The following is a 25516-nucleotide window of genomic DNA, read 5'->3' on the forward strand; positions in this document are numbered from 1 at the left end:
CGGCTCCCGACGCGGTCTTGTCGATCGAGGTGCTGTCCAAATAGCCTTCCGGGGAAGGGACTTGCGTGGCCTGGATGGTCTGGCATCCGAGGTGTCGGGGGCCGTTGGATAGTGGCGAGACGGCGATGCCGTAGGAGCAGACGTTGTAGGTGCCAGGTTGTGTGATGGGTATGGCGGCGGTGTAGCCGTGGTTGCCGGTGATTCGGAAGGCTGCGTTGACGTCGGACCGCAGTTGGTCTGCGGTGAAGGCGTAGCCCTGGGTTTTGCCATCGGGTGCTGTGACGTAGATGTGGACGGGGTTGGAGGTGCTGGTACTCCCCGGGTCAAAGGTCCATCCGCGGGCGGTTATGGCGGCTCCCGACGCGGTCTTGTCGATCGAGGTGCTGTCCAAATAGCCTTCCGGGGAGGGAGTACCGACAACGCTCACCGACTTGCAGCCGAGCTCAGGATTTGCGTATCGCCCAATTGCGTAAACGCAAGCCTTATAACTGCCGGCAGTTTCTGCCTTGAACGCCTGACGGAAGCCGTGGTTTGGGCCAACCTTGAATACGTCGTCCACATCTGTCCGCAATTCGTTGGCAGGAACGGCATAGCCTGTTGTGGACCCGTCGGGCCTGGTGATGTAGACATGCACCTGCGAGGCCACGGTCGGTTCCGACATGTCCACCGCCCATCCTGCAACCTGCAGCGAAGCCCCCGTGTCCGAACGGCTCACGGTGAGGGAGTCATAATTCCCCTTCGGGATCTGGAGCGCATCGATGGTGACTCCGGCAGCGGAACCCGAGATCCAGTCAATGGTCACCCGCGTGCCGGCGTGCGTAGTGAACGTCTGGCCGGCTTGCCATGCCTGGTTGTTGCTGTAGTAGCCGCTGAACGTCGTGGTGCTGGGCTGCAGGGCGATGGAACCTGCGCCTTGAGCCTGGACAACCTTGACCCCGCGGTTGCCGCCCACGGCCGTTGCTAGGTCGTTGCCCACTGGAAGGCGCAGCTCAAGGAAGTAGGTCTCCCCGCTGACGTTATCGGTGAACTTGACGGCGCGGTTCGCGTCGGCGCTGCCCCAGGCCTTCAACTCGTAGGAGTTCCTGCCGACCGCCCTCCCCAGGTTTCTGACCTCGGCGCCGGCGCCGAAGCCGCCGAACTCGTAGATGGGGGAGCTGACCACCGGCTGGCTGAGCTGTGAGACGCCCATCAGGTCCAGGTTGTCCTTGTACTCCTCGATGCCGCAAGTGGCGTTGGCAAACGTCCCGTCCGCGTTGCTGGCGGTGTCAACGGCCCCGTTTCCACAACGGAGCCGGTTGGCATGCATCAGTCCCAGAACGTGCCCGAATTCGTGGGTCAGCACGCTTTTGGTCAGGGTTGCCGGGAGCGGCATGAGGACGCGTCCGCTAGTTCCGTTGTAGCTCCAGCCGGCGCCATAAGCACCGTCGGACAACGTGGGAGTGGACACGAACACCACGAGTGCCGTAAAGGAACTGGGCACCCACCCGATTTCTGCGGCGATCGTATTCATCATGGAGGAGTAGCTCTGGGTGGAGGTTGCAGCGCTCGACCTGTTTTCGACAGTGGCGACGCTCATGGACAGCCGGCCGTTCGACATGGCCTGCCAATACTGGCTGCTGGTCTGGATTGCCGCCCGGGCGTCAGCCTCCGGGATGGTCGCTTTCTTGTCCGCCAGCTGGACCATGACGAGCTTCACTTTGATGTCGCCGCTCCGGGCCATGGAATAGGCCTCGGTCGCTGCCGTGTGCTGATCGGCACCCTTGGGCCCGTGTGCCTCTGTCCCGTGGCTGGAGGTGGGATTGCTGCCGCCGATGACCTCCGTGAACAACGGCTCCGGAGTCGTCAGAGTCTGCGACTCCACCGTTGCCGGAGACGCCGTTGTCGCTGCCGGACCTGGTGCCGGTACGGGCACCGTCGCCGTCGGCACCGTCGCCGTCGCCGTCGCCGTCGGCACGGGCGTCGGCGTAGCCGAAGGTGCCGTCGAAGTCGGGGCGGGCATGGCTGACGCCGTCGGCGTGGGTGGCGCCGCCGGATCGGCGAGAGCCGGCGGGAGCGCCACAGCGGTGAGCGAGCCAAGAGTAACGAGAAACGCTGTCAGCAGCGCCGTCGTCTTCCGTATTGAGTTCACGTTTTGTCTTTCATGAGGCCGCCGCCCCACTCAATGCTCAGCAGGACGGCCGGGAGACCGGGAAGTGAGGTCAGTCTATGAACGGCGCGCCACCAGATACGGAAACCTGCAACAATCCTTCGTCTTCAGTGGCGAATCGTTGCCCAATCCTGAGCAATGCCGGCGCTCGGCGCCAAAACAGTGTGCCCCGGCATGCGGCGGGCCCTACCGCGCGAGCTTCAGCTCCGGCGCGTTCGCCTCGACGTAGTCCAGGGCATGCCGGACGGCGCCGACGGTGACGATCGCATCGCCCAGGGGGGAGACCGTCACGCGCGGGGGAGTCGCCGTGAACCGGGGGAGCAGGGCCGTGATGCCCGGCAGGAGCGCGCCGGCGGATTCGGCCACCGCCCCGCCGATCACCACCTGCTCCGGGTTCATGAAGCTCGCCACGGACGCGATCACCCGTGCCATCCGGTCCGAGATGCGCGCCAGGATGGCCAGCGCGGCTGGATCCCCGGCTGCGGCATCCTCGAACACGCGGCGGGCGCTCGCCGCACCGCCCGCGGCGGGGCCGCCGCCGGCTGCGGACCACTGCCGGGCGAGGCTGGCGATGCCGTCGCTGGAGCCGACACCCTCGACCAGGTCCAGGTACCCCATTTCGCCGGCCGCGCCGCCGCGGCCGTGCAGCAGCCGCCCGGACTCCATCACCCCGGCGCACAGCCGTTCGCCGGCCAGCAGCACCACGAGATCGTCGACGCCGGCGCCGGAGCCCCGCCAGCGTTCGCCCAGGGCGGCCAGGTTCGCGTCGTTCTCCAGCAGCACTGTCCAGCCGTGCAGCTCCTTCAGTGCCGCGCGGAGCCCGACGTCGAACAGGCTCCAGAAATGCTGGGTGACCAGCACGTTGCCGGCACGGTTCACCGGAGCGGCGATGCCCGCACCGACGGCCAGGACCTTGTCCGGGCCGGTCCCGGCCGCGGACAGGGCCCGGCGGCAGGCACGGTCGACGACGTCGATGCGCTCCTCCGCGGGGATGTCGGTGGCCCGGAAGCTCTCGCTGGATCGTCCGAGGATGGTGCCGCGGAGGTCCGCGACCGCCGCGGTGGTGGTGGCCGCGCCGATGTCCAGGCCCAGCACATACCCGGCGCCGCTGTTGAGCTCGAAGCGCCGGGCCGGGCGCCCCTTGCGCGCGCTTCCGGGCTGTTCCTCGTCGCGCGCCTCCAGTTCACGGATCCAGCCGCGCCGGATCAGGTCCTCGCAGACGGCGATCACCGATGCCCGCGTCAGCCCGGTCCGGGCCATCAGTTCGGTCCCGGTGGCCACCTCCGTGGTCCGGATGACGCCGAGCACGGAGCGGGCGTTGACCCGGCGCAGCAGCTGGGGGGTGGCGGCGGCTGCGTGCGGCATCGGAATCTTGACCTCCCCATAACTACGGACCCATACTTGATCCGACAATATATTTAGCTTGTATCTAAATTATCAGAAGCACCGCTCCGAAACCGAAGGATCACCCCTTGACCAACACCGCCACGCTGGCAACCCTGTCCGGTTCCGATCGCGCCGCCGACCCCAACTGGTGGCGCCAGGCTTCCGTGTACCAGATCTACCCGCGCAGCTTCTCCGACTCCAACGGCGACGGACTCGGTGACATCAAGGGCATCACGGCGAAGGTCCCCTACCTGCAGCGGCTCGGGATCGACGCCGTCTGGCTGAGCCCGTTCTACCCCTCGGCCCTCGCCGACGGCGGCTACGACGTCGATGACTACCGCGACGTCGACCCCAAGCTCGGAACGCTGGAGAATTTCGATGAGATGTCCGCCGCCCTGCACGCCGCCGGCATCAAACTGATCGCCGACATCGTCCCCAATCACTCCTCGAACCGCCACGTCTGGTTCCAGGAAGCCCTCGCGTCCCCGCGCGGCTCCGACGCGCGGGAGCGCTACATCTTCCGTGACGGCAAGGGCGAGAACGGTGAGCTCCCGCCCTCGGACTGGGAATCCGTGTTCGGCGGCCCGGCCTGGGAACGCATCACCGAACCGGACGGCACTCCCGGCCAGTGGTACATGCACATCTTCGCCAAGGAACAGCCGGACCTGAACTGGTCCAACCGGGAGATCCGCGACGACTTCCTCAAGACCCTGCGCTTCTGGTCCGACCGCGGCGTGGACGGCTTCCGGGTCGACGTCGCGCACGCCCTGACCAAGGACCTCACCGAGCCGCTGCTGTCCAAGGTCGAGCTCAGCGAGGCCAACAGCGGCACCGACGGCTTCGACGACGGCTCGCACCCGTTCTGGGACCGCGACGAGGTCCACGAGATCTACGTCGAGTGGCGCGAAGTCTTCAACGAATACAACCCGCCGCGCACCGCCGTCGCCGAAGCCTGGGTCCACGCCAGCCGCCGCGGCCGCTACGCGAGCCCGCGCGGCCTGGGCCAGGCGTTCAACTTCGATCTCCTGCAGGCCGACTTCGACGCCGACGAGTTCCGCGAAATCATCACCCGGAACCTCGCCGAGGCCACCGAGTCCGGCGCCTCCTCCACCTGGGTGTTCTCCAACCACGACGTCGTCCGCCACGCCACGCGCTACGGGCTGCCCAAGGGCGGCGGCAAGCACGCCAAGGGCCAGGACGGGAAGGGCTGGCTGCTGGCCGGCGCCCCGCCCGAGGAGCTCGACGTCGACCTCGGACTGCGCCGTGCCCGCGCGGCCACGCAGCTGATGCTGGCGCTGCCGGGGTCCGCGTACCTCTACCAGGGTGAGGAACTGGGGCTCCAGGAAGTCGCGGACATCCCCGACTCCGAACGCCAGGATCCGACTTTCTTCCGCAACAAGGGCGTGGAGATCGGCCGGGACGGCTGCCGGGTGCCGCTGCCCTGGGCCGCCGAGGGCAGCTCCTTCGGCTTCGGCGACGGCGGGGCGCACCTGCCGCAGCCGGCGTGGTTCGGCCGCTACGCCGTCGCCGCCGAGGACGGCGTGGAGGGCTCCACGCTGGAGTTCTACCGCCAGGCGCTGAAGCTGCGCCGGGAACTGCAGACCTCGGAGGAACTGCAGTGGCACACCACGGCCAGCCCCGCGGTGCTGCACTTCAGCCGCCCCGGCGGCTGGCAGACCGTGACCAATTTCGGTGACGAACCCGTCGAGCTGCCCGCCGGAACCGTGCTGCTCAGCAGCGGACCGCTGGAGCACAACCTCCTGCCGGGCAGCACCACCGTCTGGCTGCGGTGAGTTCCCCGGCCGGCAGCGAGCCAGCCGAACAGCCAGCCGGTCGGCCCGCCAGCGCGGCGGTCCAACAGCCGGCCGCACGGCCCGGCCAGGAGCTGATTTACGGCTGCATGGGCCTGGGCGGCAGCTGGTCGCCGGAGCCGCATTCGTCCGCACACGTGTACGAGGCGGCTGCCGCCGTCGACGCCGCCCTGGCGGCCGGCATCACCCTGTTCGACCACGCCGACATCTACCGCGGCGGCAAGTCCGAGGCCGTGTTCGGCGAGGTGCTGGCGCAGACCCCGGGGCTGCGCGAACGCATCCGGCTGCAGACCAAGTGCGGCATCCGGCTCAATGAACAGGGCCTGGAGGGCTACTACGACCTGAGCCGGGACGCCATCCTGGCCCGGGTCAACGAGAGCCTGGCCCGGCTCCGCACGGACTACGTGGACGTGCTGATGCTCCACCGCCCCGACCCGCTGATGGACCCCGCGGAGGTGGCCTCCGCCGTCGGGCAGCTGATGGCCGAAGGCAAGGTCCGGGCGCTGGGCGTGTCCAACATGTCCGGGGCGCAGATCGAGCTGCTGCAGGACCGGCTCGAGACGCCGGTGGTCGCCAACCAGCTGGAGATGAGCCTGTTCAAACGCGCCTGGCTGGAGAGCGCGGTGCTGGTCAACCATGCCGAGGGGACGGACTACAGCTTCCCGCACGGCACCGTGGAGCACTGCGTCCGGCACGGCATCACTCTGCAGGCCTACGGCTCCCTGGCCCGGGGCCTTTACACCGGGGCGCCGGCGGCGGCGCCGTCGGCCGCGGAGGAGGCGACCGCCAGGCTCGTCGCGGAGCTGGCCGCGGAGAAAAAGACGACCGGGGAATCGGTCGTGCTGGGCTGGCTGATGAAGCACCCGGCGGGCATCGCCCCCGTGATCGGCACCGCCAGGCCGGACCGGATCCGCGCCTGCGCCGACGCCTCTGCAGTGGCTGCATCCACGACCCGGGCCGAGTGGTACCGGCTCTGGGTGAGCGCGCGGGGCAGCAACATCCCGTAGCCGCCCCGCCGTCATGCCCCCACCCAAGTAGCTCGCAGCAGGGGCCGTTCTGACAGCCGAGAACGGCCCCTGCTGCCCGTCAGATGGGCGGGGACGTGATTTTGGTCGTAATGGTCGCCCCCGAGGGCCGGATCGCTTAACCGCAAACGCCCCCGGGCGGATAGCGTAGATACATGACTTCCACCACCACTGCCGGGACCCTCCGGACCCAACGCAACATCCCCGCCGAAATCGCCCGTTCCTGGCTGCTGGTCAATGCCATGAAGACCGAGCTCTTCGACCAGTCGTCCGTCTCCCGCGCGGACGCCATCATCCTGGACATCGAGGACGCGGTGGACCCCTCGCAAAAGGACCAGGCCCGCGGACACGTCGTGGACTGGCTGACCGCCGGCGGCAGCGCCTGGGTCCGGATCAACGACGCCACGAGCCCCTTCTGGGCCGATGACCTTGCCGGGCTCCGCGGCACCCCGGGCCTGCTCGGCGTGATGCTGGCCAAGACCGAGTCCGCAGACCAGGTCACCGAGAGCTTTCACCGCATGGACGGCAAGACCCCCGTCATCCCGCTGGTCGAGTCCGCCGTCGGCATCGAGGAAGCCAACCACATCGCCAGGGCCCAGGGCGCGTTCCGGCTCGCCTTCGGCTCGGGTGACTTCCGCCGCGACACCGGCATGGCGGCCACCCCCGAGGCCATGGCGTACCCGCGCGCCAAGCTCGTCGTCGCCAGCCGCGTCGGGAACCTGCCGGGCCCCATCGACGGCCCCACCGTCGGCACCAACCACCCGATCCTGCGCGAGCAGACCGGGATCACCGTGATGATGGGCATGACCGGCAAGCTCTGCCTCGCGATCGACCAGACCCACGTCATCAACGAGGTCATCAGCCCCACGCCGTCCGACGTCGCCTGGGCCACCGACTTCATGGCCGACTTCGAGGCCAACGGCCGCGTCATCCGCGACGGCTCCGACCTGCCCCGCCTGGGCCGCGCCGAGAAGATCATGAAGCTCGCGGTAGCCTTTGGCGTGCAGCCGGCCCTGTAGCCGCCCCGAACCAAGGAGACCCCGTGACCGATACCTGCTATCTGGTCCACGGGGTCTTTTGGGATGCCGGACCGGCGCGGTCGTCGGACTCTGCCGTGCCCGACGGCGGGCGGCCGGCGATGCGCCTGCAGGACCCCGACGGCGGCTTCACCGACCTGCCGCTCGACGCCGGAACCCGGCTCGGCTTCCGGCTCGCCGCCGCGGGTAAGACCTGCCTCGGGCACCACTTGGTCCACGGGCCCGCCGACCGCGATCACGTCCTGTGCCCGGACCGGGCGCCAGCAGTGAAGGGCAGCCAGTGCGAGCGGTGCTTCGTCGTGGACGACTCGCGGCTCATCCACGACTTCCACCGCGGCGGGCGTGTGCCGCCCGGGCTGCGGGCCTACCTGATGCAGCCGCACTGGCTGTACATCGCCACCTTCGCCAACGGTGCCAGCAAGGTGGGCACCGCCGCGAACCTGCGCAAATGGCAGCGACTTGCCGAACAGGGCGCCGTCGCCGCCCGCTACGTCGCCCGCGCCGACGACGGCCGGGTGGTCAGGAACCTCGAGGACCTGGTGACCCGCGACGCCGGCATCCCTCAGCAGATGCGCTCCGCCGCCAAAGCCGCAGCCCTGGCCGGGCCGGCGCCTGCGGCCGAACTGGATGCCCGGAACAGCCGGCTGGCCGCGGACGTCCGCGCGCTGCTGGCCGGTGCCGGGGGCGGCGGCTTCGCCGTCGTGGATGAACAGTGGCAGCGGCCGGGCCTCTCGGATGCGGTCTGCGCGCCGGCTGCCCGGCACGCCTACCCGCATGAGCTCGGCACCGGAGCCCACGGATTCCGGATCGACTCGGTGAGCGGCAGCGTCGCGCTGGCCCGGCTGGACGGCGCGGATCTCGAATTCGTCGTCAACCTGGGGCAGCTGAAGGGGCGGACGATTGCGCTCGGGGACCATGGCTCGGGCGTCCCGGCCGTGCAGGAGGCCCTGTTCTGAGCTGCCACGACTTGCGGCTCGCAGGGTTGCCGGTGGTCCCCAGTAGACTGGCACGGTGCTGAAAGAATTCTGGGACTCCGCGCCAACCACCTACAAGGTGCTCGTTTTCAGTGCCATGGGCCTGCTCGGCGTCGGCATCGTGCTGAACCTGGTCGGCAACAGCTCCGGCAACCAGGACCTGGCGGTCGCGTCCCTGGCCGTGATCGGACTCGGCCTGGTCCTGCACATTGCCGGGATTGTGGTCCGCGGCCAGACGATCCGCAAAAACCTCAAACGTTAGCGGCGGCGTTCCGGAGCACATGGCTGCGGGCGTGCGCGACGGCCTCGGGCAGGGTCGTGAACAGGTGTTTGTGGTGCCGCAGGGAGCGGATCACCCCGACGTTGGTCACGAGCTCCAGGTGCTGCGGCTGGACACCCTTCAACAGGACCGTCACACCGCGCAGCTCCAGCGCCGAGATGACCTCCACCAGCGTGTGGGCCCCCGTTGCGTCGAGCATCCGCACCTGTGAGAGCCGGATGATGGCCACCTGGATGTCCTTGACCTGGCTGATTTCCTGCAGGACCCGTTCCGCAGCGCCGAAGAACATGGCCCCGTCCAGCCGGAAGATGGCGATGTGCTCATCCCCCTCCTCGCGCGGTCCCGGAATCTCCTCGCGCTTGACCCCGCTGAGCGAGGCGAATTTCCGCAGCGTGAAGATGGCCGCGGCGACCAGCCCGATCTCGATGGCCACAATCAGGTCGAAGGCCACGGTGATCAGCGCCGTCAGGACAAACACGAACGCGTCGGCGCGGGTGGAGCCCATAATGGCGCTGACCGTGCGCCGGGACACCATGCGTGTGGCCGTGACCATCAGGATCCCGGCCAGGACGGCCAGCGGGATCTTCCCGACCAGGCCCGCCGCCAGGTAGATGATGGCCAGCAGGACCAGGGCGTGCACAATCGCGGAGAGCCGGGTCTTGGCTCCGGAACGGACGTTGACCGCCGTCCGGGCGATCGCGCCCGTGGCCGGCATGCCGCCAAAGAACCCCGCGGCCACCGAGGCGAGTCCCTGCCCCATCAGCTCCCGGTCCGGGCTGTACGCCCCTGAGGGCCTCCCGTCGGGGCCGACCATGCCGGCGGCCACACGCGCGGAGAGCAGGGACTCGATGGCGGCCAGCATCGCGATGGACACCGCCGGCATCAGCAGCCCGCCGAGCAGAGCCGGATCCAGGGACGGGACCGACGGTGCGGACAGGGAATGCGGCAGGTCGCCGATCCGGGGAACGTCCAGCTGCAGCAGCTCGGCGGCCACTGTGGCCAGCAGCACCGCGACCAGGCTCGCGGGCAGGGCCTTGTTCAGCTTCGGGAGCAGCAGCATCACGGCCGCCACCCCGGCGACGACGCCGAGCGTCTGAAGAACGGTGGGCAGGGTGGCCTGGGAGGCGCTCTCGACGGCGGCCAGCAGGGTGTTGTGGCCCGGCACTGCCTCGGTGCCGGTGGCCAGGGGCACCTGCTGGAGAAAGATGATCGCGGCGATGCCGAGCGTGAAGCCCTCCACCACCGGCCACGGGATGAAGGCCACGGCCCGGCCCAGCCCGCTGATGCCCAGGATGACCACCAGCAGACCGGCCATCAGGGAGACCAGCGCGATGCTGCCGACCCCGTGGGCGGCGACGACCGGGGCCAGCACCACCACCATTGCGCCGGTGGGGCCGGAGACCTGGACGTGCGAGCCGCCCATGATGGCAGCAACCAGCCCGGCCACGACGGCGGTGATGAGTCCCGCTTCGGCGCCGACCCCGGAACTCACGCCGAAGGCCAGCGCCAGCGGCAGCGCCACAATCCCCACGGTGATTCCCGCCAGCAGATCCGTTTTCCAGGATGAGCGCAGCCCATCGTAGTCACGGCGCGACGGCAGGAAACGGGTGAGGGTGCCCAGAGCTGCACTCACAAGGCGGAACCCTGCAGATGCTCGCTGGGGAGTCCCTGGGCGAGTTTGAGCTGTTCGTTGGAATCGGACAGCGTGTCCAGGAGGAAGGTCCGGGCGATGGCCAGCAGCTCGGCGATCTTCGGATGGGCCAGCCGGTAGGTCACGGCGTTGGCGGTCCGGGACGAGGTCACCACCCCGTGCCGCCGCAGGGTGGCGAGGTGCTGGGACAGGTGGGATGCCTCGAGGCCCGTCTCGGCCAGCAGGTAGCTGACCGGCGCGGCGTTGTCCGGCGCTGCGGACAGCAGCTCAAGCACGCGGATCCGCGCCGGGTGGGCGAGGGCCTTGAACAGGTTCGCCTTGATCTCGTACAGAGGCGTTTGGGCTGGGGAAATCATCGCTGCCTGGGCTTTCTCGGCACTGCGGATCCGGAAACCCGCAGTGAATTGATGAAATGATGTTTTCATCATACCGCATGGCCGTCATCCTGTATCGTCCGCTGTCATCGGCGCGGGCGCCCGGAGGCCTGCCGTTAGGCTGGAACCCATGACTATCAATCCGGATCTGCAGGGGAACAGCTACCCTGCCAAAGAGGTGTACGACGTCGGCCGCGAGAAAATCCGCGAGTTCGCCCGCGCGGTCAAGGCCACCCACCCCGCCCACTTCGACGTGGAGGCGGCGAGGGCTCTGGGGCACAGTGACCTCGTGGCACCCCCGACCTTCGCCATCATCGTGGCGCAAAGGGCCGACGCCCAGTTGATCGAGGACCCCGCCGCGGGCATCGACTTCTCCCGCGTGGTGCACGCCGACCAGCGGTTCATCCACCACCGGCCCATCGTCGCCGGGGACCGGCTCGTTGCTGAACTGCACGTCGACGGCGTCCGGGCGATGGGCGGGGGAGCCATGATCACCACTCGCTCGGAGATCTTCGCCCTGCCCGCCGGTACCGACGCCGGTACCGCAGAGGACGCCGGGCGCGAGCCCGTCGCCACCGCCACTTCGTCCCTCCTGGTCCGCGGAGAGGGACAGTAGCCATGACACCCACACTTTCGGACCTCGCCGTCGGCCAGGACATCGGCAGCAGCACCGTCGTCGTCACCCGCACGGACCTCGTCAAGTACGCCGGCGCCTCCGGCGACTTCAACCCCATCCACTGGAACGAAACCTTCGCCACCAGCGTGGGGCTGCCCGGCGTGATCGCGCACGGCATGTTCACTATGGGCTCCGCCGTCCAGCTCGTCACCGACTGGGCCGGCGACCCGGCCGCCGTCGTTGACTTCCAGACCCGCTTCACGAAACCGGTCCCGGTGTCCGACACCACGGGAACGGCCGAGGCCGGCGCCGTGATCGAGGTCAGCGGCGCCATCGGAGCGATCGACGCCGACAAAGGGACCGCCCGGGTGGACCTGACCGTCACCTGCGCCGGCCTGAAGGTGCTTATGAAGGCGCAGGCCGTCGTCAGGCTGGCCTAGCCGCATGGCGATGCTGTGAGCGTAAGCACCGGCGAGGGCACGGAGGTCACGCACTGGCGGAACGCCGTCGTGGCCGCCTACGCGTTCAGCGGCATCGCCTTCGCCACCTGGGTCTCCCGGCTGCCGGCCATCCGCGACGGGCTGGACCTCACGCCCGGCAACGTCGGGCTGTTGCTGCTGTGCATGGCCCTGGGCTCCTTCATTTCGGTCTCGGCGTCCGGGCTGATTGTGCTGCGGTTCGGATCAAAGCGGACCATCCGGATCGGCAGCATCACGGTGGGCGCGGGGCTGGTCCTCACCGGACTGGGAACCTCGGTCCTGGTCAACCCGCTCGCCGTCGCCGCGGGGCTGGCCGTCATAGGCCTGGGCACGGCCAGTTGGAACACGGCCTCCAACGTCGAGGGGGCCGCGGTGGAACGCGCCGTCCGCCGGCACATCATGCCGCGGCTGCACGGATCCTTCAGCCTGGGCACGGTCGCCGGCGCAGCGGCGGGCGCCTGGGCCGCCGGGGCCGGTGTTCCCGTGTTCGGGCACTTCGCCGTGGTGGGGCTGCTGGTCGCAGGCTCCGTGGCCACCGCCGCCGCCTGGTTCCGTGCGGACATCACCCCGGTGGAGGCCGGGCCGGGCTTCCGGCCGGCCGGGCCCGACACCTTCGAGGACCCCTCCACCGGGCCCATCCCGATCATCGGGCCGCCCACGGACCGGCCCGAGGCCCCGCTGGACAACAAACGCCAGATCGCCGCGGCCTGGCGGGACCGCCGGACGCTCCTGCTGGGTGTGCTGGTGCTGGGGCTGGCCCTCGCCGAGGGAGCCGCGGGGGACTGGGTGGCCCTGGCGCTCGCCGACGGCCACGGCCAGTCCGACGCCGCGGGCGCCGCCGGGTACGGGCTCTTCGTCACGTTCATGACCGTGGGCCGCTTCGCCGGCACCGTGGTGCTGGACCGCTTCGGCCGGGTCCCGGTGATGCGCTGGTGCGCGGCCCTGGCCGTGCTGGGCCTGGGCCTGTTCGTCTTCGCCCCGGTGCCGTGGGTCGCGTACGTAGCCCTCGCGGTCTGGGGGCTCGGTGCCTCGCTGGGTTTCCCGGTGGGCATGTCCGCCGCCGCCGACGATCCGCTCAAGGCCGCCGCCCGGGTCTCCGTGGTCTCCACGATCGGCTACGGCGCGTTCCTCTGCGGACCGCCCCTGCTGGGCCTGCTGGCGGAGCACGTCGGCATCCTGCACTCCCTGCTGGCGGTGATGGTGATGCTCGTGGTCAGCTTCCTGCTCTCCCCGGTTGCCCGGAAAACCGGGTAGCCCGCGGCCCCGCTTAGGGGAGTCCGGCGTTACCCGGCTAGGCTGGTCGGGTGACCCAGACACTGCTTTCCGCCCTGACCACGGCCGCCGTCGGCGGCCCCGCCGGCCGCTTCATCGAAGCCCGCACCGAGGCAGAGATCATCGAGGCGGTCCGCTCGGCGGACGCCGCCGGTGAGCCCCTGCTGATCATCGGCGGCGGCTCCAACCTGCTGGTGTCCGACGACGGGTTCCCCGGCACCGTGCTGAAAATCGCCTCGGAGGGGTTCACTGTCAACGCGGAGGACTCCTGCGGCGGCGTTGCTGTCGTGGTCCAGGCCGGCCACAACTGGGACGCCCTGGTCGAGCACGCCGTGCGGCACGCCTGGTCGGGCATCGAGGCGCTCTCCGGGATTCCCGGCGCAACGGGCGGCACCCCGGTCCAGAACGTGGGGGCGTACGGCTCGGACGTTTCCCAGACCATCGCCGCCGTGCGGACCTGGGACCGGCAGCGCAACGCCGTGCAGACCTTCACCAGTTCGGAGCTGAAGTTCGGCTACCGCGATTCGATCCTCAAGCAGACCACCGTCAACGGCTCCCCGCGCTACGTCGTGCTCACGGTCGAGTTCCAGCTGCCGCTGGGCCGGATGAGCGCCCCCATCCGCTACGCCGAACTGGCCCGCGTACTGGGCGTCGACGCCGGCCAGCGCGCCTACTCCAACGAAGTCCGGCGTGAGGTGCTCCGGCTCCGGGCGTCCAAGGGCATGGTGTGGGACGCCGCGGACCGGGACACCTACTCCACCGGCTCCTTCTTCACCAATCCGATCGTGCCGGCAGCCGTGGCCGCCGGGCTGCCCGAGGACGCGCCGCGCTACCCGGCCGGCGCGGAGGGGCTGACAAAGCTCTCGGCGGCCTGGCTGATCGACCAGGCCGGCTACGGCAAGGGATTCGGGCTCGAGCCGGGCAGCGTCGCCGGCGGCCGGGCCTCGCTGTCCACCAAACACACGCTGGCCATCACCAACCGGGGAAACGCCAGCACCGCGGACATGCTGGCAGTCGCGCGGGAGGTGCGCCGCGGCGTCGTCGAACGCTTCGGGATTGAACTGCACCCGGAACCGTTGCTGATCGGCGTCGAGCTCTAGGGAACGGCGGGTCAGTTCCCGCCGCGGTGTCCAACGACCCTGCTGAAGAGCATAAACGTGAAGCCGGACGCGGCGGCGCCCAGGAAGAAGACCTGGCAAAACGCCACGGACTGGGCGCTGGGTCCGCTGCGGAGCACCAGGCCGGCGAGGGCGAAGACGACCGCCCCGGCCAGCAGGGCGACGGAGCCGAGCAGGAAACTCTGCACGGTGTCCGGGAACTCCCCGGGATCCCGGCGGTCTGGCGCCTCAGGTGCGTCAGCGGCGCCCCGCACTGGAGGACGCGGCTGCACCGAGGTGGCCGCGACGAAACTGGTCATCGCCACGGCCATCGACGCCACCGCCACGAGTTGCAGGGTGCTCATCATGGGCGACAGCCGCGTCCCGCTGGCAATGGCGACGGCGAGCCCGGCGCCCATGCCGGCGGCGCTGGAGGCCCAGCCCAGCAGGGCCAGTCTCCGGCTCAGCGGCCGCAGCTGCGGCCACATCTCACTCAAGGTCATCCATCAAGGGTAGGGAGTCCGGCTGGACGGCGGCTGGGAACGACCCGCCAGGAGTTCTAGCATGGGTGCATGGCAGCAACGGCGCGTGCCCGGCTCAGCCGGGGGATCCTGGGCCGGCTGCGGCTGGTCTCGCAGGGGCTGGCCGGGGCCGGATTCGGCAGCGTCCCGGCGGCTGTGCGCTGGATGACGGCGATGCAGGCGCAGGATCTGCCGTCGGCCCTCTGGGCTGTCGGCCAGCGGGTGCCGGGATCCCGCGTCGGCGATGTCCGCAGCGCCATTGACCGCGGGGAAATCGTCCGCTCCTGGCCGATGCGCGGCACGCTGCACCTGCTGGCACCCGAAGACCTCAAATGGATGCTGGCCATCACCTCCGATCGGCTGATCCGGGGCCTGGCCGGCCGCCACCGGGAACTTGGCATCACTCCCGCGGACGTCGACGCCGCAGCGGGAACCGCGCTGCAGCTGGTCGCGGGCGGGGCAGCGGCCAGCCGGGCGGAGCTGTTCCAAGCCTTCGAACGGGCCGGCCAGTCCGCGGCGGGCCAGCGCGGCATCCACCTGCTGGGGGTCCTGTGCCAGCGGGGTCTGCTGGTGCAGGGCCCGCTGGCCGGCAACCAGCAGCTCGTGGTGGCCTTCGACGACTGGATCACGGGGTCGCGGATCCTGGACCGTGCGGAGGGCACCGCCGAATGGCTGCTGCGGTATTTGCGCAGCCACGGGCCCGCGACGGAGCGTGACTTTTCCTGGTGGTCCGGCATTCCCCTGACGGAGGTCCGCACGGCCCTGGCCCGGGTGAAGGACCAGCTGGCTGAACTGACGTTCGAGCGGACCAGCTACTGGATGTCCCCGGAGACGGCGGCGCTGCTCGACGAGGGCGTCCCCGCGGGGCGCCTGGTGCTGGCACTGCCCGGCTTCGATGAGTTCCTGCTCGGCTACACTGACCGGTCGCTTGTGCTGCCGCCGGAGCATGCGGACAAGATCGTCCCCGCCGGCAACGGGTTCTTCCGGAAAACGATTGTTGCCGGCGGCCAAATCGTGGGCACCTGGGAGGCCTCGCGCAGCGGTAAGTCCGCGCTGGTGGTGCCTGAGCCCTTCGACGAGGTTAACGGGCTAAGGCCTGCCGCGCAAAGATCCTTTGAGCTGCAGGCCGCCAAGTACCGGCGATTTATCGGCACCTGAACGGGGGCGGTGAAGCCCCGTGTGGTTCCCTAAAGGTTCCCGGTGGCGATGTTGAGCATCCGGCGCAGCGGTTCGGCCGCACCCCACAGGAGCTGGTCGCCCACGGTGAAGGCGCTGATGTACTCCGGCCCCATCTCCAGCTTGCGGATACGCCCGACCGGGATGTCCAGGGTGCCGGAGGCCGCCACCGGCGTGAGGTTCGCCATGGAGTCCTCCTTGGTGTTGGGCACCACCGTGGCCCACTCGTTGTCCGCGTCCAGCAGCTTCTCGATCTCGGCGACGGAGAGGTCCTCGCGGAGCTTGAGCGTGAGCGCCTGGGAGTGGGACCGCATGGCGCCGATCCGGATACACAGCCCGTCCATGATGATGTGCTCATCACCGGAGGTGCCGAGGATCTTGTTGGTCTCCACCCCGGCCTTCCATTCCTCCTTGGACTGGCCGTTGCCGAGGTCCGCGTCGATCCAGGGGATCAGCGACCCGGCCAGCGGCACGCCGAACTGGGTGGCGTCGATGTCGGCGCGTTGGTGGGCCAGGACCTTGCGGTCGATTTCCAGGATGGCCGACGCCGGGTCGTCCAGTTCCGTGCTGACCTGGGCGTTGAGCGTCCCGAACTGGCTCAGCAGTTCGCGCATGTGCCGGGCGCCGCCGCCGGAGGCCGCCTGGTAGGTCATCGAGGTGCCCCATTCGACGAGGCCGTTCTTGAACAGCCCGCCCAGGCCCATCAGCATGCAGGAGACGGTGCAGTTGCCGCCGATGAAATCCTTGGTGCCGTTGGCCAGGCCCTTGTCGATCACGTCGCGGTTGATCGGGTCCAGCACGATGATCGAATCGTCATTCATCCGCAGGGTCGACGCGGCGTCGATCCAGAGGCCGTCCCAGCCGCGGCTGCGCAGCTCGCCGTGGACCCGTTTGGTGTAGTCCCCGCCCTGGGCGGTGACGATGACCGGCAGCTTCGCGAGCGTCTCGACGTCGAACGCGTCCTCGAGCCTGCCCGCCCCTGCAGCGAACGCCGGGGCGGCACCTCCTGCGTTCGAGGTGGAGAAAAATACCGGGTTGATGGTGGCGAAGTCGCCCTCGGCCTGCATGCGCTGCATCAGGACGGAGCCGACCATGCCACGCCAACCGACCAGTCCAACGGACGGAGTAGCTGCTGTAGTCATGGGCCCAGTTTAGACTTTGCTGGCTCCGGAGCGCAGACGGTTACGTCGCCGCTCAGTTCAGTTGCCGCGGGCTGGGAGCCGGAACGCCGCGTTCACGGCGGATCCGTCGCGCCCGGAACTCGGACCGCGCCAGCCGCACGGCGTAGACCAGGCCGGCGATCCCGCCGATGGTCAGCACGAGGGCTCCCCACAGCGGGTCCTGGCCGTTGGCCGCGGGAGCGGCGATCAGGAAGATCGAGAATGCCGTTACCGCGGCGAAAAAGAGGCCGAGCAGCAGCATTCCCGGTGCGGTGGTGACGATCGGTCCCGAGCCGGCCCGGGCAAAGCCGATCTCATCCGCGGCGTAGCTGTGCAGCCGGCCGCCGTCGACGGTCCGGGTCAGGAGGCGCTTCTCACCGGCGGCCACCGCCTGTTCGTGCTGGGCCCGGGTCTGTTCGTCCTCGCTGCGGCGGGCTGCGTCATTGTCCATCGTGTTCAGTCTTTCCGGATTGAGCGGATGCGGTCGAGCACCTGGTCGTCGGCGAGTCCGGAGATCTCCTGGATCGCGCCGGTGCCCGGGCCGCTGTAGCCGACGCTCCACGTGCCGCCGGCGCGCTTGAGCAGCAACTGCCCGCCGTCCGGGTCTTCGAGGCGCTTGAGGGTGGCCCCGCCGTCGGGGTGGTCTTCCAGGTGCTTGCGCATGATGAAGAAGTTGGCCTCAGCGGCGGATATTTCCGGGTCCTGCGCCATCGCGAACCAGCTCAGGTAGGCGCGGGGCTGCAGCAGGATCCGGAAATCCGGCGATTCCACCGTGAGGACGCTGTCTGCGGATTCCGGCGTCAACAACGTGATCTGCATGCGGCGATCGGCCGAGGTCAGGGCCCGGGTCACGGCAGCGACCGGGCCGCTGACGGACAGCGTTCCGTCGGACTCCACGGTGGCCGCTCCGCGGGCCACCAGTGAGGAGGCGCCAGCTGAAAGGATCATTGGATCCTTGAGTTCCCCGGCGACGCGGAGGGCTTCGGCGCTGGCGGTAGCCGCCGGCCCGTGCTGCAGGTTCAGCAGGGCAATCAGTTCGGCGAAGCCGAAGCCGATGGCGTCCGGGTAGACCTCCTGCCCGGGAGCGGGGGCAGTGCTTGTCTCAGTCACGTTGTGAATCTCCTCGTTGTTAGAAGCCAAAGAAATCGCCGACAGCCTCGGCGCTGTCGCTCACGGTGTCGGCCACGGCTTCGGCGCTGTCGCTCACGGAATCGGCCACGGCGCCGGCGCCGTCGGCGATTTGGCCACCGACATAGTTCACCGCGTCGTGGACGACCGGGACGTTGTCATATATGGCCAGTCCGGCGCTGGCGACCATGCAGACCGTCCCGGCGGGCGGCGGCAGGAACGAGCCGGCACCGATCAGCGCCTTGGCCCCGGAGTAGGCAGCTGAACCGTATTCGCCGTCTTTGGCCGCGTTGACGGCATCCAGGCTGTCCAGTCCCACGCCGAGGACGCCCAAACCCTTGCCGAGGCCGTCGAAGGCCTGGAATGCCTTGGTGCCCTCGGTGAGGTTGAAGGCTTCATGCCATTTTCCCTCGAACAACTGGTTCGAGACGTTGAAGAACTTGCTGAACTCGTTGGAGTTCTGAAAGCTGCGCCAGGCGCTGGCGTCTAGGAAGGCGCCAATTCTGGACTTATGCAGCATTGCGCCGATGTCGAACAGCCCGGAACGGAGATTGGGCAGCGCCTTGACCAGGTTGTAGATGTCCCAGCCGCCGCGGAACGGGGAGTCCGTGCCGGCCAGCCAGTCCGGACCCCAGGGGCCGTTGCGGGTGCCCTGTCCGCCCGGTCCCCCCGGAGTACCCGGCGCTCCGGGACCTCCGGGACTGCCCGAACCGGAGGCGTTGTTGCTGGCCTTCTCCTGCTGGTCGGCGTGGGTCATCAGCCGTTTGGATTCGGCTTTGAGCGCATGCGCGGTCTTCTGGATCAGGGCGCGGTGGCTGCTGTTCCACTCGGATGTGAAGCGGGCGCCGTCGGCACCCTTCCAGGACGCGTTGTTGTTGATCGCCGACGTCAGCGTGGTCGACTGCTGCAGCAGCGTCTCGGACGTCTTGCCGAACTGTTGCGCGAGTGTGCGCAGCTGGGCGACGTCGGCGCCCCACAAATTTCCTGCCATAGCGGCAATCCCCCTTGTACGTGCATCAGCCTAACCGGCTGCGGCGCTGACCTCGTGCATTCCGGCGTAAATGCCGAACGGCCACCAATCTAGCCGCAACCGCTAAAGCCCGCGATGGGTCGATCTCCCCATCCGCCCCCGGTCCAGGGCAGGCGCAGCGTCGGCTATTCGCCGCGGTGCTCCGTGAGCAGCGCGTGCTTCCGCTTCCGGAGGGCGTAGAAGGACCCGAAGGCACAGGCCTGGGTGACGACCACGAGCACGATGGCGCCGACGATCTTGTTGCCGCCCAGGATCATGGTCAGCCCCACGATCGCGGACAGCAGCGCCAGCAGCGGAAGCAGCATGTAGCCAAGGACAAATAGGGTTTCGGGTTTCTGAAGCATTCTTCTAGCCCTCCGTCCGGCGCCACACGTTGACGCGGTAGCGGGTGCCGTCGTCGGCGGTTTGCCAGCCGTCCGCCGGCAGGCTCGCGCCCATGGTCCAGTCGTAGCCCAGGTCCGGGGCGAAAGTGTCGCCCTCCGTCGTGGCGTCGATCGTGGTGATCACGGCGACGTTGGCGAGGTCCATGGACTGCGCATAGATGTTGCCGCCGCCGATGATCCAGACCATTTCGTTGCCCGGCGCGAACTGGGACTCCAGCAGCGCGTCGTCCAGGGACTTGACCGCGATGGCGCCTTCCGCCGCCGGTGTCCCGCCCCACTCCTCCTGCCGGGTGATGACGATGTTCGTCCGTCCGGGCAGGGGGCGGTACTGGTCGGGGAAGGATTCCCAGGTCCTGCGGCCCATGATCACCGGGTGGCCTGTGGTGAGCCGGGTGAAGTGGCGCATGTCCTCGGGCAGGCGCCACGGCATCCCGCCGTCCTTGCCGATGACACCGGTGCTGGTCTGGGCCCAGACGACGCCGAGCCCGGTCAGGGTGTCGAGCGTGTCGGAGAAGTCGGCGGGCTGTGCGCCCTGGAGGTCGTCGTTGCTCATACGGCTATTGGGGCCTTAATCGTCGGGTGGTGCTGGTATCCGACCACCTCGAAGTCATCGAGGGTGTAGTCGAAGATGGAGGCAGGCTTGCGGGTGATCCTCAGCTGCGGGTACTCGTAGGGCTCGCGGGCGAGCTGTTTGAGGACCTGGTCCATGTGGTTGTCATAAATGTGGACATCGCCGCCGGTCCAGACGAATTCGCCCGGTTCCAGGCCGGTCTGCTGGGCGACCATGCAGGTCAGCAGGGCGTAGGAGGCGATGTTGAACGGCACGCCCAGGAAGGTGTCCGCGGAACGCTGGTAGAGCTGGCAGGAGAGCTTGCCGTCGGCCACGTAGAACTGGAAGAACGCATGGCACGGCGGCAGGGCCATGTCCTTGAGCTCGGCGACGTTCCAGGCCGAGACGATGTGCCGGCGGGAGTCCGGGTTGCTCTTGAGGTTATCGATCAGCTCGGCGATCTGGTCGATGTGGCCGCCGTCGGGGGTCGGCCAGGAGCGCCACTGGACGCCGTAGACCGGGCCAAGTTCGCCGTCGGCGTCGGCCCATTCGTTCCAGATGGTGACACCCTGGTCCTGCATCCATTTCACGTTCGTGTCCCCGCGGAGGAACCAGAGCAGCTCCACGGCGACGGACTTGAAGTGCACGCGTTTGGTGGTGACCAGGGGGAAGCTCTTGCTGAGATCGAACCGCAGCTGGCGGCCGAACACACTCAGGGTCCCCGTCCCGGTCCGGTCTGATTTGTGCGTGCCGTGGTCCAGGACGTCGCGCAGCAGGTCTTCATAGGGCGTTGGAATGCTCACGGTCCCAGTCTACTGAGAAGTGGCGGCCGCTCCTTATCCGTCTTGCTGGCTGGGCGCGGCTCAGTCGTCGAAGGGCCTGAAGCGCTCGACCGCGACCACCTTGTTCTTGCTGTGGTGCGCCACATGGCACACGACGATCTCACCGGGGGCAAGGAACGGGTCGGAGTCAGGGAGCAGGGCCCGCAGCCGGGACCCCATGTGCTTGCCGAGCTGGGCGAACACGGTGGGGAGGGCCGGGCGGTGCGTGCACAGCGCCACGGCCCGCTGCTTGTCGAAGAGGCCCTCGACGGCGGCGGCCGTCTTGTGCGGGTGGCGGCCGTGCCGGTGCTCGGTGAGGGCTTCATTCAGCTTCACCTTTGCATCGGATGCCTTGGCGTACGGGGCGATGGTGGCAACACACCTCAGCCACGGGCTGGAAACGATGCGCATGGGCTTCCAGGCCTGCAGCAGCCGCCCCACTGCTTGCGCCTGCCGCAACCCGGTGACAGCCAGGGGCCGGTCCCCTTCTGCCTTGGACCAGGAGGAACGCGGCTTGGCCTTGGCATGGCGGACGATCACGAGCGGCCATGTCTTCAGTTCGCCGCGGGCGTGGGCGGCCGCCAGGTGCTCCAGCGGGACCACGTCGCTGGGGTTGGTGAGCAGGCGCTCGGCCTTCTCCGGCGAGCACCACATGACGCTGTCCACTTCCTTGCCGTCGGGCAGGAGGGCGGCCCCGTCGACGTCGACCGCCCAGTAATGGACGACCTTTAGCCCGACGGGGACGCGGTAATGGATGGCCGGCAGCGGGATGCCCAGGGGCGCCGTCAGCCCGATTTCCTCTGCGACCTCGCGGGCGGCACATTCGGGCACCGTCTCGCCGGGGTCGATCTTGCCCTTGGGCCAGGACCAGTCGTCATACCGCGGGCGGTGGATCAGCAGGACCTCGATCTGTTCCTTGTCGCCCGGGGCAACGCGCCACGGCACGGCCCCGGCGGCCACCACCACGACGGCTTCGCCGGCGTGGTCTGTCTGGTCGGCAACCAGTGAATCGCTACTCAATGCCAGAGCCCCTACCGCAGACCGGCGGATCGCTGCCGCGAGCGGGAGTTGAGCAGCCAGGACTGGATGTCCTCGAGCTCCTGCCCGTCTTCGGCGACGTGGTGGCGGGTCCATACCGCCTGGTTGTCCAGGTGCCAGCTGGCGGTGCCCGGATCCATATAGCGGCGCAGCAGGTCCATCACATACGTCGTGTCGTCCCCGCTGGTGAGCTGGACGAGGGCCTCCACCCGGCGGTCCAGGTTGCGGTGCATCATATCCGCCGAACCGATGTACACCACCGGGTCCCCGGCGTTGGCGAAGGCGAAGACGCGGGAGTGCTCCAGGAACCGGCCCAGCACGGAGCGCACCGTGATGTTCTCGCTGAGCCCGGGCACGCCCGGGCGCAGGGAGCAGATGCCGCGGACGATGATGTCCACGGGAACGCCGGCCTGGGACGCACGGTAGAGGGAATCGATGATGGCTTCGTCCACCATCGAGTTGACCTTGATCTGGACCCGGGCGGTGAGGCCTGCACGGGCGTTCCGGATCTCGGTTTCGATCCGGTCGATGAGTCCCGACCGCACCGAGCGGGGCGCCACCAGGAGCCGCTTGAAGGTCGACTTCGGGGCGTAGCCGGAGAGCTGGTTGAAGAGCCTGGAGAGGTCCTCGCCTACCTGCTCGTTGGCCGTGAGCAGGCCCAGGTCCTCGTAGTAGCGGGCCGTGCGTGGGTGGTAGTTGCCGGTGCCGATGTGGCAGTAACGGCGCAGGCCGTCCACTTCCTGGCGCACCACGAGGGAGAGCTTGCAGTGTGTCTTGAGGCCCACGATGCCGTAGACCACGTGGACGCCGGCCTGCTCCAGCTTCCGGGCCCAGGAGATGTTGGCCTGCTCATCGAAGCGGGCCTTGATTTCGACCAGGGCCAGGACCTGCTTGCCGGCCTCGGCGGCGTCGATCAGGGCGTCGACGATCGGGGAGTCGCCCGAGGTGCGGTACAGCGTCTGCTTGATGGCCTGGACCTTCGGGTCTGAGGCCGCCTGCTCCAGGAACGCCTGCACCGAGGTGGAGAACGAGTCATAGGGGTGGTGCAGCAGGATGTCCCGGCGCCGCATGGCCGCAAAGACATTCGCCGCCTTGGACGTTTCTGACTCGTTGAGGTGCCGGGAGGTGTGCGGGACGTGCTTGGGGTAATGCAGGTCGGCCCGGTCGATCCCGGCGATGACGGAGAGCCCCCGCAGATCCAGCGGTGCCGGGACCGAGTAGACCTCGGATTCCTCGACGCCGAGCTCTCGGATCAGCAGCGCCCGGATGTTCGGGTTGATGTCATTCGTGACCTCGAGCCGGACCGGCGGGCCGAAGCGGCGGCGCAGCAGTTCCTTCTCGAGGGCCTGCAGCAGGTTCTCGGCGTCGTCCTCTTCGACCTCGAGGTCCTCGTTGCGGGTGACGCGGAAGGTGTGGTGCTCCAGCACCTCCATCCCGGCGAAGAGCTGGTCCAGGTGGACGGCGATGACTTCCTCGAGGGCGATGAAGCGTGCCACGCGGCCCGGCACGGAGCCGGCGCGCGGGCCGTCGACCGAGATCAGCCGGGGGAGCTGGTCCGGGACCTTGAGGCGGGCGAAGAGCTCCTTGTCGCTGATCGGGTTGCGGACGACGACGGCGAGGTTCAGGGAGAGCCCCGAGATGTAAGGGAACGGGTGGGCCGGGTCCACAGCCAGCGGGGTCAGGATCGGGAAGACCTTTTCCGCGAACATGGCGCTGAGCTGGTCCTTTGCCTGGGAATCGAGTTCGTCCCAGTGCATGAGGTGGATGTGCTCGTAGGCCAGGGCCGGGCGGATCTGCTCGGCGTAGACGCGGGCGTGGCGCTGCTGCAGCCGGTGGGCCTCGTCGCCGATCTGCTCCAGGACCTGCACCGGGCTGAGCCCGGCGGGGGAGGGGACGGCCAGTCCGGTGGCGATCCGGCGCTTCAGCCCGGCGACGCGGACCATAAAGAACTCGTCCAGGTTGGACGCAAAGATGGACAGGAAGCTGACACGTTCCAGCAGGTGCAGGTCCGGGTCCTCGGCGAGTTCCAGCACGCGGGCGTTGAAGGAGAGCCAGCTCAGTTCGCGGTCCAGGAAGCGGTCCGGGCTGAAGTCGCCCTCCGGCTCCAGGTTGGGCGCGAATTCCGGAATGTCGATCCGGTCCTGGGTGGCACGTGAGGCAGGAACTTCGGAGGAGCCGAACTGTGCGCGCGCGGGTCGGACTTTTTTGTCCGACGTGGCGGCCTCAGACGTGGCGGTCCGGGCAGAATCCCGTTGCATGGTCTCTCCTAATGCTGGCTCGAGTTAGCTTCAACCTTACAAGCAATCATCCAGCGATCCGCTTTAGCGGAGTGCAGATTTCCCCGCCCGGAGACAAGATGTCCGCCGATTGGATTAAGGGCCCGCCAGCGGGGCATACATGACGTCGACGTCCCAGCGGGTGAAGCCCAGCTTCCGGTAGAGCGAGACGGCCGGGACGTTGTCCGCATCGACGTAGAGCATGACGGCGTGCAGGCCCTGGCGCTGCAGGTGCCGGATGCCGGCCACGGTCAGCGCCTTGCCCAGCCCGGTGCCCTGCGCCTGGGGGGAGACACCCACGACGTACACCTCGCCGATCGCCGGGTGGTCCCCGTGCCGGGGGTGGATCTTGGTCCAGTGGAAGCCGAGGATCCGGTCCGAGGCATCGACGGCGAGCAGGAAACCGGCGGGATCGAACCATGGCTCGGCCATCCGGGCGTCCAGATCGGTCCGGGACATGTTGCCCTGCTCGGCATGGTGCGCGAAGGCGGCCCGGTTAGCGGCGAGCCAGGGGTCCTCATCCCGGCCCGGGACAAAGGCGCGCAACGTCACCCCGTCGGGCAGCGGGACGTCGGGCAGCTCCGCCGTCGAACCAGCGAGCCGCATCTTCCACAGCTCCCGGACCGGGCCGTAGCCGTAGCGGGCGGCGAGGTCGGCCGCGGCCTCGTGGTTGCCGTGGGACCAGGCCTTCAGTCCGGCGAAGCCGCGGGTGGCTTCGAGTTCGCCGACCAGCCGGGTCGCCACGCCCTGGTTGCGGTAGCTGGGGTGCACGGCAATTTCCAGCACGCCCGTGCCGTCCGGTTCCCCGATCACGACGGCGACGCCGGCCAGATCCTGCGCCGTCGCCGGGTCGGAGCTCTCGTCGGGGCAGTACAAGGCGAGGGTCAGCACCGCGGGGGTGCCCGCGGACCCGCCGTCGTCCGCGGTCCGGAGCGTCACGAGCGTCTGCTCGGACAGCGGCGGATTGCCATCGGATTCCTCCGCGGCGGACGCGAGGGCTTTGATGTCCTTCAGGAGCTGCGGATCCGCGGCTCCCCGGGCGGCGAGGACGGGCCAGTTCTCAGGGTGCGCAGGACTCATGGTGCAAGGCTATACGGTGCCGCGCGGGCGGGGCCGATTTTGTGGTTTCCGGAACTGTTACGTATAGTCGATATCTCGTCCGGCTGCTCGGTCCAGAACTTGTTTCTGGGTCCCGCTGGCCGCGACACGAGGGGGATCCACCACTGGGGTGGCCTCGATACGTTCGACCCGTATGTCCTCCACTGCAGCAAAAGGAAAGCCCCGG

Annotated in this window: 26 protein-coding genes; 11 read left to right on the forward strand and 15 right to left on the reverse strand. The window is 68.8% G+C overall.

What is annotated here, in order from left to right; translation table 11 throughout:
- Positions 1-1720, reverse strand: a 1720-nt coding sequence (locus QK291_RS04910; protein ID WP_282379677.1) for a M43 family zinc metalloprotease, incomplete at its 3' end; no start/stop codon positions are given.
- 91 nt (positions 1721-1811) lie between these two features.
- Here QK291_RS04910 and QK291_RS04915 point away from each other — a divergent pair.
- A complete protein-coding gene (locus QK291_RS04915; RefSeq protein ID WP_282379679.1) occupies positions 1812-2144 on the forward strand; it encodes a hypothetical protein in 333 nt (110 codons plus the stop codon).
- A 188-nt stretch (positions 2145-2332) separates the two neighbouring features.
- Here the strand turns inward: QK291_RS04915 and QK291_RS04920 are convergent, their stop codons facing one another.
- Positions 2333-3511 (reverse strand): ROK family protein, encoded by a 1179-nt coding sequence (locus tag QK291_RS04920; RefSeq protein ID WP_282379681.1) that lies wholly within the window; start codon positions 3509-3511, stop codon positions 2333-2335.
- A 107-nt stretch (positions 3512-3618) separates the two neighbouring features.
- Between QK291_RS04920 and QK291_RS04925 the strand changes: the two genes are divergently transcribed.
- From QK291_RS04925 to QK291_RS04945, 5 genes are all read left to right on the forward strand, one after another.
- Positions 3619-5325 carry a glycoside hydrolase family 13 protein gene (locus QK291_RS04925; protein WP_282379683.1) on the forward strand — a complete coding sequence of 569 codons (1707 nt, stop codon included), beginning with the start codon at positions 3619-3621 and terminating at the stop codon, positions 5323-5325.
- Positions 5326-5417: 92 nt separating this feature from the next.
- A complete protein-coding gene (locus QK291_RS04930; RefSeq protein ID WP_282379998.1) occupies positions 5418-6350 on the forward strand; it encodes an aldo/keto reductase in 933 nt (310 codons plus the stop codon).
- Positions 6351-6523: 173 nt separating this feature from the next.
- A complete protein-coding gene (locus QK291_RS04935) occupies positions 6524-7387 on the forward strand; it encodes a CoA ester lyase (protein ID WP_282379685.1) in 864 nt (287 codons plus the stop codon).
- A gap of 23 nt (positions 7388-7410) precedes the next feature.
- Positions 7411-8361: a DUF2797 domain-containing protein gene (locus tag QK291_RS04940; protein ID WP_282379687.1), complete on the forward strand. Its 951-nt coding sequence runs from the start codon at positions 7411-7413 to the stop codon at positions 8359-8361.
- A 55-nt stretch (positions 8362-8416) separates the two neighbouring features.
- Complete coding sequence (locus QK291_RS04945) at positions 8417-8641, forward strand: DUF3188 domain-containing protein (RefSeq protein ID WP_282379689.1); 225 nt, start codon at positions 8417-8419, stop codon at positions 8639-8641.
- Here the strand turns inward: QK291_RS04945 and QK291_RS04950 are convergent.
- Both QK291_RS04950 and QK291_RS04955 read right to left on the reverse strand, forming a co-directional pair.
- Complete coding sequence (locus QK291_RS04950) at positions 8631-10292, reverse strand: SulP family inorganic anion transporter (RefSeq protein ID WP_282379691.1); 1662 nt, start codon at positions 10290-10292, stop codon at positions 8631-8633. The genes QK291_RS04945 and QK291_RS04950 overlap by 11 nt on opposite strands.
- The gene (locus QK291_RS04955; RefSeq protein ID WP_282379693.1) at positions 10289-10666 is read right to left on the reverse strand and encodes a metalloregulator ArsR/SmtB family transcription factor; all 378 of its coding nucleotides are present in this window, start codon (positions 10664-10666) and stop codon (positions 10289-10291) included. Before QK291_RS04955 ends, QK291_RS04950 begins: the two co-directional genes overlap by 4 nt.
- Before the next feature lie 148 nt (positions 10667-10814).
- Here QK291_RS04955 and QK291_RS04960 point away from each other — a divergent pair, with 148 nt between their 5' ends.
- Genes QK291_RS04960 through QK291_RS04975 form a run of 4 tightly spaced genes read left to right on the forward strand, consistent with a single transcriptional unit; the run spans position 10815 to position 14151 of the window.
- A complete protein-coding gene (locus QK291_RS04960) occupies positions 10815-11300 on the forward strand; it encodes a MaoC family dehydratase N-terminal domain-containing protein (RefSeq protein ID WP_282379694.1) in 486 nt (161 codons plus the stop codon).
- Positions 11301-11302: 2 nt separating this feature from the next.
- The gene (locus tag QK291_RS04965; RefSeq protein WP_282379695.1) at positions 11303-11740 is read left to right on the forward strand and encodes a MaoC family dehydratase; all 438 of its coding nucleotides are present in this window, start codon (positions 11303-11305) and stop codon (positions 11738-11740) included.
- A 15-nt stretch (positions 11741-11755) separates the two neighbouring features.
- A complete protein-coding gene (locus QK291_RS04970; RefSeq protein WP_282379697.1) occupies positions 11756-13033 on the forward strand; it encodes an MFS transporter in 1278 nt (425 codons plus the stop codon).
- Between the two features lie 50 nt (positions 13034-13083).
- Positions 13084-14151 carry a UDP-N-acetylmuramate dehydrogenase gene (locus QK291_RS04975; protein WP_282379699.1) on the forward strand — a complete coding sequence of 356 codons (1068 nt, stop codon included), beginning with the start codon at positions 13084-13086 and terminating at the stop codon, positions 14149-14151.
- Between the two features lie 11 nt (positions 14152-14162).
- Here the strand turns inward: QK291_RS04975 and QK291_RS04980 are convergent, their stop codons facing one another.
- Positions 14163-14651, reverse strand: a complete 489-nt coding sequence (locus QK291_RS04980; protein WP_282379701.1) for a hypothetical protein — start codon at positions 14649-14651, stop codon at positions 14163-14165.
- A 69-nt stretch (positions 14652-14720) separates the two neighbouring features.
- On the opposite strand from QK291_RS04980, the gene QK291_RS04985 reads away from it, so the two are divergent.
- Complete coding sequence (locus QK291_RS04985) at positions 14721-15827, forward strand: winged helix DNA-binding domain-containing protein (protein ID WP_282379703.1); 1107 nt, start codon at positions 14721-14723, stop codon at positions 15825-15827.
- Between the two features lie 29 nt (positions 15828-15856).
- Here the strand turns inward: QK291_RS04985 and asd are convergent, their stop codons facing one another.
- The 10 genes from asd to mshD form a co-directional block, all read right to left on the reverse strand.
- The gene (gene asd, locus QK291_RS04990) at positions 15857-16987 is read right to left on the reverse strand and encodes an aspartate-semialdehyde dehydrogenase (protein ID WP_282379705.1); all 1131 of its coding nucleotides are present in this window, start codon (positions 16985-16987) and stop codon (positions 15857-15859) included.
- A 52-nt stretch (positions 16988-17039) separates the two neighbouring features.
- On the reverse strand, positions 17040-17456 hold the full coding sequence (locus tag QK291_RS04995; RefSeq protein ID WP_282379707.1) for a hypothetical protein: 417 nt from the start codon (positions 17454-17456) through the stop codon (positions 17040-17042).
- Between the two features lie 5 nt (positions 17457-17461).
- Positions 17462-18115 (reverse strand): hypothetical protein, encoded by a 654-nt coding sequence (locus tag QK291_RS05000; protein ID WP_282379709.1) that lies wholly within the window; start codon positions 18113-18115, stop codon positions 17462-17464.
- Positions 18116-18134: 19 nt separating this feature from the next.
- Positions 18135-19124 (reverse strand): WXG100 family type VII secretion target, encoded by a 990-nt coding sequence (locus QK291_RS05005; RefSeq protein ID WP_282379711.1) that lies wholly within the window; start codon positions 19122-19124, stop codon positions 18135-18137.
- A gap of 164 nt (positions 19125-19288) precedes the next feature.
- Positions 19289-19507 (reverse strand): NF038396 family protein, encoded by a 219-nt coding sequence (locus QK291_RS05010; RefSeq protein ID WP_282379712.1) that lies wholly within the window; start codon positions 19505-19507, stop codon positions 19289-19291.
- Positions 19508-19511: 4 nt separating this feature from the next.
- The gene (locus QK291_RS05015) at positions 19512-20099 is read right to left on the reverse strand and encodes a dihydrofolate reductase (protein WP_282379714.1); all 588 of its coding nucleotides are present in this window, start codon (positions 20097-20099) and stop codon (positions 19512-19514) included.
- The gene (locus tag QK291_RS05020) at positions 20096-20899 is read right to left on the reverse strand and encodes a thymidylate synthase (protein ID WP_282379716.1); all 804 of its coding nucleotides are present in this window, start codon (positions 20897-20899) and stop codon (positions 20096-20098) included. Before QK291_RS05020 ends, QK291_RS05015 begins: the two co-directional genes overlap by 4 nt.
- 60 nt (positions 20900-20959) lie before the next feature.
- A complete protein-coding gene (locus QK291_RS05025; RefSeq protein ID WP_282379718.1) occupies positions 20960-21937 on the reverse strand; it encodes an NUDIX hydrolase in 978 nt (325 codons plus the stop codon).
- Positions 21938-21948: 11 nt separating this feature from the next.
- On the reverse strand, positions 21949-24213 hold the full coding sequence (locus tag QK291_RS05030) for an RNA degradosome polyphosphate kinase (protein WP_282379720.1): 2265 nt from the start codon (positions 24211-24213) through the stop codon (positions 21949-21951).
- Between the two features lie 114 nt (positions 24214-24327).
- Positions 24328-25311: a mycothiol synthase gene (gene mshD, locus QK291_RS05035; protein ID WP_282379722.1), complete on the reverse strand. Its 984-nt coding sequence runs from the start codon at positions 25309-25311 to the stop codon at positions 24328-24330.
- Positions 25312-25516: the final 205 nt, after the last annotated feature.

Source organism: Arthrobacter sp. AL12, from assembly GCF_029960645.1.
GTDB lineage: Bacteria > Actinomycetota > Actinomycetes > Actinomycetales > Micrococcaceae > Arthrobacter.